The sequence below is a fragment of the Mycobacterium sp. E3247 genome, assembly GCF_001667785.1.
In the GTDB taxonomy this organism is placed as follows: Bacteria; Actinomycetota; Actinomycetes; order Mycobacteriales; family Mycobacteriaceae; genus Mycobacterium.
In genome coordinates this window covers 1-15,027 of record NZ_LZJG01000164.1, presented here as the reverse complement: position 1 = coordinate 15,027, position 15,027 = coordinate 1, and the positions used below count along the sequence as shown (strand labels likewise).

General features: G+C 68.5%; 15 protein-coding genes. 6 read left to right on the top strand and 9 right to left on the bottom strand.

The features are described from left to right. Positions 1 to 35: 35 nt before the first annotated feature. The 6 genes from A9X04_RS08955 to A9X04_RS08930 are packed head-to-tail and all read right to left on the bottom strand — an operon-like array spanning position 36 to position 7,424. The gene (locus tag A9X04_RS08955; RefSeq protein ID WP_067919504.1) at positions 36 to 1,244 is read right to left on the bottom strand and encodes a CaiB/BaiF CoA-transferase family protein; all 1,209 of its coding nucleotides are present in this window, start codon (positions 1,242 to 1,244) and stop codon (positions 36 to 38) included. Then, positions 1,237 to 2,166 (bottom strand): SDR family NAD(P)-dependent oxidoreductase, encoded by a 930-nt coding sequence (locus A9X04_RS08950; protein WP_067919490.1) that lies wholly within the window; start codon positions 2,164 to 2,166, stop codon positions 1,237 to 1,239. Before A9X04_RS08950 ends, A9X04_RS08955 begins: the two co-directional genes overlap by 8 nt. Beyond that, on the bottom strand, positions 2,166 to 4,007 hold the full coding sequence (locus A9X04_RS08945) for an NAD(P)/FAD-dependent oxidoreductase (RefSeq protein ID WP_067919485.1): 1,842 nt from the start codon (positions 4,005 to 4,007) through the stop codon (positions 2,166 to 2,168). The genes A9X04_RS08950 and A9X04_RS08945 overlap by 1 nt, the downstream gene beginning before the upstream one ends. Continuing rightward, a complete protein-coding gene (locus A9X04_RS08940) occupies positions 4,004 to 5,176 on the bottom strand; it encodes an LLM class flavin-dependent oxidoreductase (RefSeq protein ID WP_067919474.1) in 1,173 nt (390 codons plus the stop codon). Before A9X04_RS08940 ends, A9X04_RS08945 begins: the two co-directional genes overlap by 4 nt. Beyond that, positions 5,173 to 6,549: an SRPBCC family protein gene (locus A9X04_RS08935; RefSeq protein ID WP_067919472.1), complete on the bottom strand. Its 1,377-nt coding sequence runs from the start codon at positions 6,547 to 6,549 to the stop codon at positions 5,173 to 5,175. Before A9X04_RS08935 ends, A9X04_RS08940 begins: the two co-directional genes overlap by 4 nt. A gap of 14 nt (positions 6,550 to 6,563) precedes the next feature. Beyond that, the gene (locus A9X04_RS08930) at positions 6,564 to 7,424 is read right to left on the bottom strand and encodes an SDR family NAD(P)-dependent oxidoreductase (protein WP_067919470.1); all 861 of its coding nucleotides are present in this window, start codon (positions 7,422 to 7,424) and stop codon (positions 6,564 to 6,566) included. Between the two features lie 147 nt (positions 7,425 to 7,571). Here A9X04_RS08930 and A9X04_RS08925 point away from each other — a divergent pair, with 147 nt between their 5' ends. The 4 genes from A9X04_RS08925 to A9X04_RS08910 are packed head-to-tail and all read left to right on the top strand — an operon-like array spanning position 7,572 to position 12,315. Next, entirely contained in the window at positions 7,572 to 9,176 is a 1,605-nt protein-coding gene (locus A9X04_RS08925) for an SMP-30/gluconolactonase/LRE family protein (protein ID WP_067919468.1), read from the top strand. A 9-nt stretch (positions 9,177 to 9,185) separates the two neighbouring features. Further along, on the top strand, positions 9,186 to 9,932 hold the full coding sequence (locus A9X04_RS08920) for a GntR family transcriptional regulator (protein WP_067919466.1): 747 nt from the start codon (positions 9,186 to 9,188) through the stop codon (positions 9,930 to 9,932). 9 nt (positions 9,933 to 9,941) lie between these two features. After that, positions 9,942 to 11,540 carry an AMP-binding protein gene (locus A9X04_RS08915; RefSeq protein ID WP_067919464.1) on the top strand — a complete coding sequence of 533 codons (1,599 nt, stop codon included), beginning with the start codon at positions 9,942 to 9,944 and terminating at the stop codon, positions 11,538 to 11,540. 1 nt (position 11,541) lies between these two features. After that, positions 11,542 to 12,315: an SDR family NAD(P)-dependent oxidoreductase gene (locus tag A9X04_RS08910; protein ID WP_067919463.1), complete on the top strand. Its 774-nt coding sequence runs from the start codon at positions 11,542 to 11,544 to the stop codon at positions 12,313 to 12,315. Here the strand turns inward: A9X04_RS08910 and A9X04_RS08905 are convergent, their stop codons facing one another. Both A9X04_RS08905 and A9X04_RS08900 read right to left on the bottom strand, forming a co-directional pair. Then, entirely contained in the window at positions 12,316 to 12,777 is a 462-nt protein-coding gene (locus A9X04_RS08905) for an SRPBCC family protein (protein WP_067919461.1), read from the bottom strand. Beyond that, positions 12,774 to 13,640, bottom strand: coding sequence for a rhomboid family intramembrane serine protease (locus A9X04_RS08900; protein WP_082974888.1), 867 nt, complete (start codon positions 13,638 to 13,640; stop codon positions 12,774 to 12,776). Before A9X04_RS08900 ends, A9X04_RS08905 begins: the two co-directional genes overlap by 4 nt. Positions 13,641 to 13,738: 98 nt before the next feature. Between A9X04_RS08900 and A9X04_RS08895 the strand changes: the two genes are divergently transcribed. Beyond that, on the top strand, positions 13,739 to 14,101 hold the full coding sequence (locus A9X04_RS08895; RefSeq protein ID WP_102419121.1) for a nuclear transport factor 2 family protein: 363 nt from the start codon (positions 13,739 to 13,741) through the stop codon (positions 14,099 to 14,101). Between the two features lie 58 nt (positions 14,102 to 14,159). Continuing rightward, a complete protein-coding gene (locus tag A9X04_RS08890) occupies positions 14,160 to 14,384 on the top strand; it encodes a hypothetical protein (protein WP_067919454.1) in 225 nt (74 codons plus the stop codon). A gap of 99 nt (positions 14,385 to 14,483) precedes the next feature. Here the strand turns inward: A9X04_RS08890 and A9X04_RS08885 are convergent. Then, the coding region (locus A9X04_RS08885) for a DUF899 family protein (RefSeq protein WP_067919452.1) at positions 14,484 to 15,027 on the bottom strand (544 nt) is incomplete at its 5' end.

Below are 15,027 nucleotides of genomic sequence, written 5' to 3'. Positions count from 1 at the left end.
ATGACGCGCTTCGCTTTTGGTAGGCGCCGCGCGTGTTATACGGGCCCGGCCGGCTTCACCTCGGCGTTCACGTCGACGACGGCCAGGCCCAGTTCCTCGAGAACCTCCTGGGTGTCGCCGCCGAGCTCCGGCGCCGGGCCGGCCACGCGCCCCGGTGTCCGGGAGAACCAGGTCGGCACGCCGGGGAACCGCACCGGCCCGTGCGGCGTGCGCACCGTCTCGAAGAAGCCGAGGGCGTTGAGATGCTCGTCGTCGAACAGGGCCGCCGGACTCGACAGCGGCGCGGCCGGTATCTGAAGTTCCCGGAACAGATCGAGCCACTCCTGGGTCGTCCGCTGCGCCATCGTCTCGGCCAGCAGCGCGTACACGGTGTCGATCTGCCGCGCGCGCCGCTCGAGTGTGGCGTACAGCTCGCTCTCCCAGGGGGGCCGCACCGCGTCCATGAAGGCGGCCCAGTGCTTGTCGTTGTAGATCAGCGCCGCGATGTAACCGTCCCGGGTGCGGTACGGCCTCCGGTTCGGGGCCACCGTCCGCGGATACACCGCGGGGCCCAGCGGTGGGTCGAACATGGCGCCGTTGGCGTGTTCGACGAGCATGAACGACGCCATCGTCTCGAACATGCCGATTTCCACCTCTTGTCCCTCACCGGTGCGCTCGCGGTGGAACAACGCCATCATGGTGGCGTACAGCGCGGTCAGTCCGGCGACCTTGTCCGCCATGATGGTGCCGACGTAGCTGGGTTCTCCCGTCAACTGCTCCTGGACGAACGGCACCCCGGAGGCCGCCTGGATGGTGTCGTCGTAGGCGGGCAGGTCGCCGTTGGGGCCGCGCCGGCTGTAGCCATAGCAGTTGGTGTAGACGATGGCCGGATTGATCGCCGCCACCTCGTCGTAGCTGAACCCCAGCCGGGCAACGGCTTTGGAGCGCATCGAGTGGATGAAGACGTCGGCCCGTTCGATCAGCGCCCGCAACACCGCCTTGCCCGACTCCGACCGCAGGTCGACGGTGATGCCACGCTTGCCGCGGTTGACGTTGACGAAGACGCCGCCCATGCCGCGGGCCGGCCCCACCGACACGTAACGCGTGTCGTCACCCTGCGGCGGCTCGACCTTGATCACGTCGGCACCCATGTCTGCCATGATCTGCGTGCAATAGGGCCCCATCACCATCGCGGTGAGGTCGACGACGCGCACACCCGTCAGCGGTCCGCCGCGCCGGCCGGGACCGGCCGCGCGACTAGACATGGCGCGCACCTTCTTTGCGTGCCGCGGTTTCGAAGCTGTAGCGAATGTGGTCGCCGTGGCCGTCCGGAATGACGGGGAAGACCAGCGGCACCGCCAGGTAGCGGATGGCATCGATCTGCTCGGCCACGTCCTCGATCGACCACGACGGGCGATGCACGCCGGGGGTTTCGGCGATCACCGCGCGGGCCACGCGACCAGCGATGGCGACCAGGATTTCCCCGTTCACCGGGCAGCTTTCGTGTGCCAGCAAGCCCACCACGGGCGCGACGAGCTCGGTACCCATCGGCGGATAAGCCGAAAGGTCAAGACCCTCAGCCATTCTCGTCACCGCCGACGGCACGATCACGTTGCACAGCACCCCCTCCGCGGCGCCCTCGAGCGCGACGACGTCGGACAGGCCGAGCAGGCCCGCCTTGGCGGCGGCATAGCTGGCGACGCCGTGGTTGCCGTAGAGGCCGCCGATCGACGAGGTCAACACGACACGACCATATCCCGCGTCGCACATCAGCGGGTACGCCGGCCGCACCACGTGGAAAGCGCCCCGCAGGTGGACGTCGATGACGGCGTCGAAGTCCTCGTAGCTCAGCTCCTTCAACGATCCCCGCCGGACGTTGCCGGCGTTGTGGATCAGGATGTCGAGGCGCCCGTAGTTGTCCAGTGCCGCTTGGACGATCGCCTGGCCACCCCCCGGCGTGGTGACCGACTCGGTGCAGGCGACCGCGTCGCCGCCCGCCGCCCTGATCTCGCTCACCACCTGGTGGGCGGGACCGTCGTCGGCGCCGGCGCCGGTCAACGCCCCGCCGGTGTCGTTGACCACGACCTTGGCGCCCCGGGCGGCCAAGAGCAGCGCATACTCCCGGCCCAGCCCCCGGCCGGCGCCGGTCACCACCGCTACCCGATCGTCGAATCTCAGTTGCGCCATCACGATCCCAGTTCTAGACCGTCCAGGTCACCCCTGTCGCGCCATTCGGTCAGCAGATCCCTGAACGCGTAGAACCCCGGCCCGTACGGCTCACCCAGATGGGACCGGATGCCCTCGCCCCCGCCACCGCCTTCGTTGTTGTAATAGCCCGGCGTGCATTCGGAATCGAACGCGCTGTTGTCGATCGCGGTCTCCCTGATGGTTTGGCACCACCGGGATTGGGCGGCCTCGGTGGGCTCGACGGTGGTCGCGCCGCGAGCCAGCGCCTCGGAGATGATGTAGGCGATGTGCTCGCCCTGCAGTTCGTAGTTGGCGGCGATGTTCGCCGAGATGCCGACCTGGGTGAAGCCGGTGAAGAACTGGTTGGGAAAGCCACGGCTGGTCATGCCGTGCAGCGTCTGGTAGCCGTCGCGCCAGTGGTCGAACAGTGACACCCGGTCGCGGCCCGTTATCGCGTCGATGGAATACCGTCGGCTGATCTCCGTGGTGATCTCGAAGCCGCTGGCGTAGATGATGCAGTCGACCTCGTACTCGATGCCGTTGGCCACCAAGCCCTTTTCGGTCACCCGCTCGACACCCTTGCTCGCCGACACGTCGACCAGGGTCACATTGGGGCGATTGAAGGTCTGCAGGTAGTCGTCGTTGGTGGTCGGCCTCTTGCACAGGAACCGGTAGTAGGGCTTGAGCGCCTCGGCGGTCTCAGGGTCCTCGACCAGGCTCTCGACCCTGTGCCGCAGCCGTTCCATCACCTTGAAGTCTTCCTCGTCGCGGATGGCCATGAACTGCTCCGGCGTCATAGCGGTCGGGTCCTTGAGCCCGAGCACCCGCGCGGCGGTGTTGCGGCCCAGCTCGGTCCAGAAGTCACAGACCAGATCCGGCTGGCCCAGTGCCATCCCCTCGAAGGTCCAGGCATGGAAGTTGCGCTGCCGCTCCTTCTGCCAGCCCGGCTTCAGCGACTTCACCCACTCCGGATCGGTCGGCGCGTTGTTGCGCTCGCCGACCGAGGACGGGGTGCGCTGAAAGACATAGAGCTGCTTGGCATGCCGGCCCAGGAACGGCACGATCTGGATGGCCGTCGCCCCGGTGCCCACCACCGCGACCCGCTTGTCGGCGAGCTTGTCCAGCCCACCCGACGTGTCCCCGCCGGTGTACTCATAGTCCCAGCGCGAGGAGTGGAAGCTGTGCCCCTTGAAGTCGTTGATCCCCGGGATGCCGGGTAGTTTGGGCCGGTGGAACGGGCCCGAGGCCATCACCACGAAGCGGGCCCGGATGTCGTCGCCGCGGTCGGTGCTGATCCGCCAGCGCTTGCCGGGCTCGTCCCAGTGCAGCTCGCGAACCTGGGTCGAAAAAATCGCCGAGTCGTAGAGCCCGTAGTGCTTCCCGATCCGACGGCAGTGGTCGTAGATCTCGGCGCCGTCGGCGAACTTCTTCGACGGGATGAAGTTCAGCTCCTCCAGTAGCGGTACGTAGCAATATGATTCGTTATCACACTGGATGCCCGGGTACCTGTTCCAGTACCAGACGCCGCCAAAGTCGCCACCCAGCTCGATGACCCGGACGTCAGCGACGCCCGCCTTCTTCAGATAGGCGCCGCACAGCAGGCCGCCGAACCCGCCGCCGATCACGGCGACGTCGATGTCCGCCGAGATCGGATCGCGCACCAACGGCGGTGAGTGCGGGTCGGTTTCGTAGTACCCCGCGAAGTCGTCGACCAGTTCGACATACTGCTTGGATCCCTCCGGGCGCAGTCGCTTCTCGCGCTCCCGACGGTACTTTTCGCGTAGCGCCTCGAAGTCGACGTCGTTCGGGGTCTGCGAAGGGGCGCAATCCGGGTCCGTCATGCCAGGGCGTTCTCCGGCAGCGCCGCGGCGTGCAGGGGCGCGTCCATCTTCTGGACGGCGGGCAGCACCTCCCTGGCGAACAGCTCGGTGCTGGCCATCGCCTTGTCGTAGGGCATGGTGCCGAACTGGGGAACGATGGTCAGCTCGCAGAACGAGCACGCCTCCTGGGCGGCCTTGATGCGGGTGAAAATTTCCTCCGGTGTCCCGATGAGCAGGTTTGAGGCGTGGTAGCCCGGCGTCTTGGACGGGCCTTTGGCGTCACCGGTTACCGAGGAGGCGAGCACGGCCGTGGCGGTGGCCTCCCGGGCGGCGTAGGCCTCGTAGCCCTTGACGCCCTTGAAGTTCGACGCGTCGGCGAAGCCGTAGTGCACGGTGACGTCGCGGTTGGCCGTCCAGATCCACTCCTCGGACTCCGCGGGGTCGCCGGTGGTGCAGTACATGAACATCACGTTCTTCGGCTGGCAGGGCGACAGCCCCTCTTCCTTCCGGAACGTGTTGACCTTCTGCACTTCCCGTCCGGCGTCCTCGATCGGCTTGTTGCCGACGAAGAGCGGGACCATGCCGCGGCGCGCGAGTATCTCCAGTGACTCGGCCGTCGACGACGAGCTGTAGATGCGCGAAAAGAGGTCGTCGCTTCGCGGTTCGGGGCGCAGCGACATTTCGGGGACCGTGAAGATCTCCCCCTCGTAGGAGAACCGCTCCCCGGAGAACGCCAGCTGCAGGATGTCGAGCGTTTCGTTGAAACGCTGCCTGCTCTCCTCGCGGGGCACGCCGACGGCGTCGAACTCCCCCTTCGAGACCCCGCGGCCGATCCCGATCGTGGTGTAGCGGCCGTTGGAGAGGATGTCGAGGTAGGCGATCTGGTGTGCGAGCCGGACGGGATGCCACCACGGCGCGACGACGACGAAGGTGCCCAGGCCGACCCGCTGGGTGCGGCCGGCGAAGTAGCTCAGCGCCTGAATCGGGTTGGGCGTCATGCCATACGGCGTCCCGCAGTGCTCCGGCATCCAGATGCCGTCGAACCCGAGCGGCTCGGCCAGGTCGGCGATGGCGAGCGTCGCCTGCACGCACTCCCAGTCCGGCGTCGCGGGCGGCCGGCCGAAGTCCTGGGCGAGGACGCGCTCCCAGTCGTGCGAGTTGTGCGCGCCGAAACCAAGATTGACCTTCATCGTTGTATCTCCGTCGCTAACTTTTTCGGGGCACCGGAGCCCATATAGCGGGCGAGGTTGCGGTGCAGGTTGGCGGTGCTGCGTTCCATGTACGGGTTGGGCTTGGGGCCGCGGAAGCCATAGGACTTCATGCCCTGCTGGACGGCGGCCATGTTGGAGAAGTCCTGCGGCAACACGCTGCGCCAGTTCGGGTCGTCCGGCGGTGCGTACACCCATTCCGTCTGCGGCTCTTCGCCTTCGGGATACAGCTCGTAGCACGACGCCTCGAAGATGCACTTGTCCGGGTCGTAGCCGTGTGGCCTGGCGCTGTAACACAGCGCGGTGGTCAGGCCTTGCCCGATCTGGAAGTTCGGGAAGATCTGCCACGCCGTGCCGCTCTTGGCCAGGTGTTCGGGATCGATGGTCGGCCACACCACGCCCCGGGCGGCGTCGTCGCGCCGGGCCGAGGACAGCCAGTGCTCGAGCACCCGGCCGGCGGGGGTGTCGTCCGGCAACTCGTCGACCAGCCGGCGCGCCGCTTCCACCAGGGTCCTGGTGGTGGTGGCGTTGGTTTCCTCCAGCGTGTAGATCTGCATCTCGGCCGTCGAAATGCGGGGATCGGCACCGGTTCCCAGCCGGATCTTCGACTTGGTCTCCTCCAGCCCCTCGGGCGCGTCGTAGCCGATGTTGCTGTGTTGGCCCTGCGCCATCGCCCAGCCGCGGAAGTTGCCGAACCTGTTGAACTGCGGGTGCGTGGTGGCCACGTGGTAGGTCTCGTTGAAGGCCTCCATGGCGACCTTCCAATTGCAGTCGAAATGCAGCCATTTGCGCCATTTGCAGCGCATGTCCTGCAGGCGGAACGGATCGAGCATGGTGGCGGCGGGTTCGAGGTAGTCGCGCAGCGGCTCGCAGGCGGGGTCCATGTTGATCCAGATCCAGCCGCCCCAGGTGTCGACGTTCACCGGTGCCAGGTGGGTGTTCTCCGGGGTCAGCGCGCCCTGCCAGTCCTGTCTTTCCGGCACGTGGGTGCAGGCGCCGTCCCGGTCGTACGTCCAGCCGTGAAACCCGCACACGAACGACTTCTTTCGTCCGCAAGCGTTTCTCGCGCCGGCCGGGGCGTCGACCAGCCGGCGGCCGCGATGCATGCACACGTTGTGGTGGGCCTTGAGCGTGTCGGCTCCGGTGCGGATCACGACGACGGAGTCGTCGAGGATGTCGTAGGTGAGATAGCTGCCGACGCCGGGCAGCTCTTCCACGCGCCCGAGTTGCTGCCACACCTTGCGCCATAGCTTGTCGCGCTCGGCGCGCACGTAGTCCTCGGAGAGGTACGCCTCCACCGGGATGGTGACCGGCTCGGTCAGTTCCCCGGGCGCGGCCGCGCCGTTCTGTGCCATCGGGTCCTCGCTTTCTACCCGTCCCAGCGGGTGATCGCCGCGCGGAATGATTCGTCTTTGAGGAACAACGAGGTGTTGTCGGCGCCCAGGTGCCCCCACCTGAGGTTCAATCCGCCGTCCACCAGCAGCGCCTGTCCGGTGATGTAGCTCGACAGGTCCGACAGCAGGAACAGGACCGCGCCGGCCACCTCCGCGGGCCGCCCGCGGCGACCCATTGCGATGGCGCGGCGATCCCGCTCGGCGTCGGAGTCGACGTAGGCGCCCGACGCCGGCGTCTCGGTGACCCCCGGCGCGACGGCGTTCACCCGGATCGGGGCCGCCCCGTCCGCCAGTTCGAGCGCCATCGTGCGGGTCGCCGCGACGATGGCGGCCTTGGCCGTGCCGTAGGCGATGTGGAAGGGCGCCGTGTTCATCCCGCTGATCGACGAGATCGACACGATCGAGCCCGGGCGGCCGCGGTGCTTCAGCTCCGCGGCCACGGCCTGGCTCATGAAGAACATCGTCTCCAGGTTGCGGGCGAACAGTTCTCGCCAGTCGCTGCGCGTCACCCGGGTCGACGGCATCCATGTCGAGGGATCCGCGCCGCCGGCGACGTTGACCAGCCCGTGGAGTTCACCGTCCGCGCGCCGCACGGCGTCGATCGTGGTTCGCACGCCGTCTTCGGTGGAGGCGTCGGCCACCACCGGCACCACCGAGAGCCCCGCGGCGAGCAGCGGCCCCAGGTGGCGATCGAGGTTCTCCCGCCCGCGGCTCACCGCGATCACGGTCGCCCCGGCCTCGGCGACCACGCGGGTGACCGTGGTGCCGATGCCGCCCCCGGCCGCGCCGGAGACCACGACGATGCGCCCATCCAGGCTCAGTAGGTCGCCTGTCATCGAATCAGGTAATTGTCCGGACAAGATAACGATGTGCACTCATTAGAGAGCATGATTCTCTGCGGCACCGCCACGCGTCAAGGGATCCGATAAATACTGCAGCGTCTATTGTCTGGACCAGCGGTGCGTTGCTACCGTGCGAGCGTGATGGCCGGATCGTCGCCGCCTCAGTGCCGCTATACCGCCGAACGGGACCCGCGCGCCGCCGACGGCTGGAGCCTCACCCGCCTGACACCCCCGAGCCGGCTGTTCGGTGCGAACGGCTTACGCACCGGGCCGGACGGCCGGATCTACATCGCCCAGGTGACCGGCAGCCAGATCAGCGCGCTCGACCCGGCGACCGGCCGGCTGGACGTCGTCAGCGCCAAGGGTGGCGAGATCATCGCCCCCGACGACGTCGCGTTCGACCCGAACGGCAACCTGTTCGCCACCGAAGTCATGGACGGCCGGGTGAGCGTGCGTGATCCGGCGGGCCGCAGCCGGGTGCTGCGCGACGACGTGCCGTCGGCCAACGGCATCACCTTTCACGGGCAGCGGCTGTTCATCGGCGAGTGCCGCGAGGGCGGCCGCCTGCTGGAGCTCGATCCGGCCGCCGGCGCTGTGCGGGTGCTGCTGGAGAACGCGCCGTCGCCCAACGCCATGGAGGTCGGGCCGGACGGCATGCTCTACTTCCCGCTGATGGGCGCCAACGAGATCTGGCGTATCGAGCCCGACGGCGGGGAGCCCGAACGCGTGGCCGGCGACCTCGGCGTCCCCGACGCGGTGAAGTTCGATTCCCGCGGGCGCATCGTGTCGACCCAGGTGCACAGCGGGCAGGTGCTGCGCATCGATCCGCGCACCGGCGAACGGACCGTGCTGGCAACGTTGAATCCCGGCCTGGACAACCTCACTTTCGTCGGTGAGCGGCTGTTCGTCTCCAACTTCACCGGCGAGATCACCGAGATCCTCGGCGACGGCCAGACCCGAACGGTGTTGCCGGGCGGGCTGAATTGGCCGCTGGATCTGGCGGTGGGCGCCGACGGCAACCTCTACATCGCCGACGGGACGTACTTCTATGTGCTCCTTTCCGACGGCTCTCTGCGCACTGTCGGGATGATGTTCACCCCCGGCTACCCGGGGTTCCTGCGCGGCCTGGCCGCCGTCGCCGACGGCGAGTTCGTCGTCACCACCTCCAACGGCCAGGTGGCACGCTACCGGCCGGGTGACAACGAAAGCGTCGTTCTCGCTGAAGGTTTCGACCAGCTCTACGGGATCGCGGTCGCGCCGGGAGGGGCCGTGGTCGCGGCCGAACTCGGCGCGGGCCGCGTGCTGTCCATCGGCGCGGGCGCCGTCGAGGTGATGGCCACCGGGCTCAGCGAACCGGTCGGCGTGGCCATCGCCCCAGACGGGGCCTGCCTGGTGTCCGAGGCGGGCGCCGGGCGGGTCGTCCGACTCGGCGGGGCGGGCAACGCCGTGTGGGACGGCCTGCAACGCCCCCAGGGCATCCTGGTGCGCGACGGGCAGCTCTATGTCGTCGACGCCGGCGCCAAGGAGTTGGTCGCCTTCGACCTGGACACCGGGGCCCGCCGGACCATCGCGTCGGGCCTGCCGGTGGGCGCCCCGCCCGGGGTGACGCCCAAGCCGCTGCGCGGCATGCCGCCCTTCTCCGGCCCGCAGGGTCCGTTCGCCGGCCTCGCCGCCGGGCCCGACGGCACGCTGTACGTCTCGGCGGACGGCGACGGGAGCGTGCTGGCCGTGCGACGGGAAGGTTAAGGGGAAAAGATGCCGGAAGCCAGAGTCGTCGATCACCGGTACCTGCAGGTCGCCCGCACGTTGCGCAAGGAGATCGTGGAGGGCGTCTACCCGGTGGGCTCCCAACTGCCGACCGAACACGAACTCTGTGAGCGGTTTGCGGTCAGCCGGTACACCATTCGGGAGGCGCTGCGGCGCCTGCGTGAGGACAACCTGGTGTCGTCGCGCCCCCGGACCGGGACCCTCGTGGTGCCGCGGCCGTCGTCGGACTCCTACGTCCAGCACGTCATGTCGATCAACGACCTGCTGGCGTTCGCGACGGACACCCGGTTCGCCATCGAGTCGGTCGCCATGGTCACCGTCGACGACGACCTGGCCACCCGCACCGGGTTGGCGGCCGGCGAGCAATGGTTGACCGTGCGCGGTTTCCGGCGCGCCGCCGAAGCGGCCGCGGGGGCGGCGCTGTGCCGCACCGAGTACTACATCAACCGTGCGTTCGCGGGGGTCGGCCGGTTGTTGCAACGCCACGAGGGCCCCATCTTCCCGCTGATCGAGGACCTGTTCGGGCTGAGCATCGTCGAGGTTCAGCAGGAGATCGCCGCGGTGCTCATCACCCCGGACCTGGCCGCCGGTCTCGAGATCGATTCGGGCGCACCGGCATTGCAGGTGCGGCGGACCTACACGGCGTCCGACGGGCGGGTCGCCCAGGTCACCATCAACACCCATCCCGCGTCGCGCTTCCGGCACTCGATGACGATGCGCCGGGTTCGTGGCTAAGCTGCCGCAATGGCCACCAGCCGGAAGCTGATCGGCGGGCGGTGGGTTCGGTGGGACGACGAACGCGCCGTCGACGCCTACGCGCGCGGCTGGTGGGTCCGCACCACGCTGGCCGACGCGCTGCGTGAGGCGGCCGAGCGCACGCCGCGCCGGGTGGCGCTGGTCGACGGTGATCGGCGGCTGGACTGCCTGACCCTGCACCGGCAGGCGACGACGCTGGCGCACGCGCTGCACGCCCGCATCCCCCCGGGCAGCGTGGTGTCCTTCATGCTGCCCAACTGGCACGAGGCCGCGCTGATCTACCTGGCCACCACGTTGGCGGGGATGGTGGCCAACCCCATCCTGCCGTCCATGCGGGACCGCGAACTCCGGTTCGTCCTGGAGGACGCCGACAGCCGAATGATCTTCGCGCCGGCCCGGTTCGGCCGCCACGACTATGCCGCGATGCTGGGCCGGGTGGCCGAGCAGCTGGAGTCCCCGCCCGACGTCGTGATCGTGCGCGGGGACGCCGGCGCGGGCTTCGCGCCCTTCGACTCGCTGCTCGAAGAACGCGCCCCGGTCGGGGCGCTCCCCGCGCTCAATCCCGATGCCGTACGCATGATCCTCTACACGTCGGGCACCACCGGGCGCTCGAAAGGCGTTCTGCACAGCCATAACTCGATCCACGCCCTGATCCGCCAGCTCGGTGAGCACTGGCTGGTCGAACCCGGCGACACGTTCCTGGTCGCGTCGCCGATCGCGCACATCGGCGGTTCCATCTATGCGTTCGAATGCCCGCTGCTCCTGGACGCCACCGCGGTCCTGATGGAGCGGTGGGACGGCGACGACGCGGTGGCGCTCATGCAAGCCGAGCGGTGCACACACATGGCCGGGGCGACCCCGTTCCTCGAGCACATCCTGGCCGCCGCGGAGCGCGCCGGCACCCGCCTGCCGGACCTGAAGGTGTTCATCTGCGGAGGGGCGTCGGTGCCGCCCGCGCTGATCCGCCGGGCCGCAGCCTATTTCGAGTCGGCCATCGTCACCCGGGTCTACGGCTCGACGGAGGTCCCCGTCACGACGGTCGGGTCGCTGCGGGACCCCGAGCGCGCCGCCGACACCGACGGGCGCGTCGGCCTGGCGGAGGTGAAGCTGGTCGGCGGCGAGATCCACGCGCGCGGGCCGCAGATGCTGACCGGCTACCAGCATCCCGAAGACGAGGCCGACGCCTTCGACGACGACGGCTACTTCCGCACCGGGGACCTGGCGCGCCGGCTCGACGGTGACTATCTCGTCGTCACCGGCCGGGCCAAGGACATCATCATCCGCAACGGCGAGAACATCTCGCCGAAGGAGGTCGAGGACGTCCTCGCCGGCCACCCCGGCATCGCCGAAATCGCCGTCGTCGGGCTGCCCGACGCGCGGACCGGGGAGCGCGCCTGCGCCGTCGTGGTCCCCGCGGGCGGGCCCGACCTCGACGTGGCCGGCCTGCGCAGCTTCCTCGAAGACTCGGGCGTGGCGCGGTTCAAAGCGCCCGAGCAGCTTGAACTTTGGGACATGCTGCCCAAGAACGACGCGGGAAAGATATTGAAGCACCGGATCAAAGCGGCGCTGATGAAGGCGGAACAGTGACATGCAGGTAGCGGTGGTGACGGGGGCGAGCGGGGGGATCGGCTTCGGCTGCGCGGTGAAGCTCGCCGAGGCGGGCATGGCGATCCTGGCGACCGGACGAAACGACGAGCGACTCGCCGAGCTGGCGCAACACATCGGCGATCCCGACCGGGTGGCCACGGTGGCTGTCGATCTCACCGACGACGATGCCCCGCAGCGGATCACCGATGCCGCGGTGGACAAGTGGGGACGCATCGACTTTTTGGTCAACATCGCCGGCATCGGCAGCCCCCGGCCGGTTCACGAGACGGACGACGAATCGCTGGACCACTTCCTGGGTTTGATGCTGCGGGCCCCGTTCCGCCTGATTCGCCAGGCGCTGCCGCACATGCCGCCCGGGTCGGCGATCATCAACGTCACGTCGACCTTCGCCGTGGTCGGTGGTCTGCGCGGCGGCGCGTACTCGGCCGCCAAGGGCGGCCTCACCGCGCTGACCACCCACATCGCCTGCCAATACGGGGCGCAGGGCATCCGCTGTAATGCGGTGGCCCCCGGAGTGATTCAGACGCCGATGACAGAAGAGCGCCTGCACGACGAGCGGTTCCGGCGCATCAACACCGAGATGACGCCGCATCAGCGGCTGGGCACGGTCGACGACGTGGCGAGCACCATCGCGTTCCTGTGCTCGCCCGGCGGCGCCTTCATCAACGGCCAGACGATCGTGGTCGACGGCGGGTGGAGTTCGACGAAGTATCTGTCGGAGACGGCGTTGACGTCGGAGTGGAAGCCTCGCTGATCATTCGGTCTCGAAATGGCGGCGGATGCCGGCCAGCATCGCGGTGTGCGCCTTGACGGCTTCGCGCGCCGTGAACGGCGCCAGCGGCCGCGGCGCGGCGATCCGGATGCGTTCGGTCATCCGCGTGCCCGCCGCGATCGGCTCGAAGCTGACCGTGCCGCGCAGGTGGACCCCGGGTGACTGGTCGGCCTCGGTCAACACGTCACCGGCCGCGGGCACCCGCAACGTGGCCCGGTAGGTGTTGGTGATGGTGAACGGGCCCAACGGGATCCGGTCGCGCACCCGGTAGCTGTGGACGACGCCCTCCGCGGTCTCGCTGCGCGACAGCGTGCGCACGGACACGATCAGCGGGTGGACGATCTTGATGTTGTCCAGGTCCACGTAGAAGTCGCGGACCTCGCCGGGGGGTGCGGGCACGTCCTGAGTCAGCGTGTGCTCGGAGTGGGCGAGCCACCAGCTCATGCGGAGAACTCCGCGAGCAGCTGCGCGGTGCGCCACCAGACCAGTACGGCGAACGCTCCCAGCGCCAGCAGGGTCACCGCCGCCTGGACCGCGTTGCGGAGCTCCTTCGGCGGATACACGTAGGCGGCCGCGACCAGCCCACCGGTGACCAGCCCGCCCACATGCGCCTGCCAGCTGATGCGTTGCGAACTGACCAGCGGGACAAGGAAAGTGAAGACGAGGTTGAGCCCGATGACCACCACCACCCAGCGGACGTCGACGGCCAGCCGCTTGCCCACCACGAAGGTGGCGCCGAACAGGCCGAAGATCGCCCCCGAGGCGCCCGCCGTCGCGGTGTCGAGCGGCGAGACCAGGTAGACCAGCACCGAGCCACCCAACCCGCTCAGCGCGTACAGCGCACCGAAACGCAGTCGGCCCAGCCACATTTCGAGCGGCGGTCCCACCACGTACAGCGCCCACATGTTGAACAGCAGATGCGTCGCCCCGTAGTGCAGGAACGCCGACGTCGCCAGCCGGTAGAACTGGCCGTCGGCGACCGCCGCCGGCCACAGCGCCAGCTGCTTCTCGAGATTCCCCGACGCCATCTGCAGCACGAACACGACCACGTTGACGGCGATCAGCGCGTAGGTGAGCACCGGCGTCGCCGACCGCTGCCGCCCGCCGAAGCGGGTCCGCGGTTGCCGGATGGTTCGGGCGCCCGCCCGGACGCACTCCACGCACTGGTGCCCGACCGCGGCGCTGCGCATGCAGTCGCCGCAGATGTAGCGCTCACAACGGTTGCAGCGGACGTACGTCGGCCGGCCGGGATGCCGATAGCAACTCGGGGCGGCGGGCGGCGAATCCGGTGGGCTGGGTGCGCTCATCGCCCTATTCTCGCCCGCACCGCCCGGCCGGGCGGACGGCTTGAGCAAACCTGTTTTCCGGCCCACCGGTCGCCTACTGTGGTGTGCGTGGAGCCGACGTGAGCGAACCGGGAGTGGTCGAGCGCTACCTGGACTGCCTGGCCGCGCACGACTGGGACGGTCTTGCCGCGACGATCTCCGACGAAGGCCTGCTGCGCGAGGGCCCGTTCTGCGATGTCGTCGAGGGCAAGCAGCACTACGTCGCCTATCTGCGCAAGGTGCTCACCAACCTGGACGGGCATCGGCTGGAGGTGCAGCGGGTTTCGCACGTGAACTCCCGGCTGTCCTACGTCGAGCTGACCGAGGCGTTCGAAATGGACGGGGTCACCAAGCGGTGGCCGGAATGCATCCTGTTCGAGCAAAGCGACGACGGGCGGATCCGTCACGTCAGCGTGTTCTTCAAGCAGCCCGCGACGCGGTGAGCCCGGGTGATCGCGAAAACTATTCCCTCGCCCACGGGATTGACCTACCGTGTGATGGGTGGAATCAAACGGAACCCCGGAATTGGTGCCCGTCGAAACATTGCACTCGGGTGATCCCATCACGGATTGCGGCCAGCGGTACATAGTCCTCGAGTCCAAGACCGTCGGCGACGGCTGCGTGGTCCTCGAACTCGAGTCCCGGGTGGACCACCACCTGCAGGTCATCGAGAAGTCGTTCCCGGCGGGCTACCACGTCAACAGGGCGAACCACCGAATTTTATAGCCCCAATTCACTCTGCCGAATAGTGCGCGCGTAGCCGTTGGACGGCTACCGCGCATTCGTGTTATTCGGGTCGAAGACACCAAATGCGATCGTCCCGATTCAGCCGTTGCGCGCCGGGCGCGGGTCGTTCGGGTCGTCGGGATCCGGTTCGCCGAACCACCGCGACGGCGTGCGCTCGCCGTAGGCGTCGTGCCAGTCCCACCACTCGTACGGCGGGGTTTGGGGATAACCGTCCGGCGAGTCCTCCCAGCTCTCCTGGCGCCCGAGTGCGGTCATGTCGAGGTAACTCCAGGTGTTGCCCAGCGCCTCGTCGCCGCGGTTGTTGATGAAGTAAGTCCGGTACACGCGGTCGCCGTCCCGGATGAACGCGTTGGTGCCGTGCCACTGGTCCACGCCGAAGTCGGCATCGAAGTCGTCGGTGATCGTGTACCAGGGCATCTGCCAACCCATTCGCGCCTTCAGCCGCGCGATGTCGGGTTGTGCCGCGCGCGAGGCGAAGACCAGGGTGGTGTCGCGGGCGTTCAGGTGGGCGAGGTGGCCCACGTGGTCGGCGATCATCGAGCAGCCGCGGCACGCATGGTCCGGCCAGCCGTCCACGCCCGGCTCGAAGAAGGCGCGGTACACGATGAGCTGCCGCCGGCGG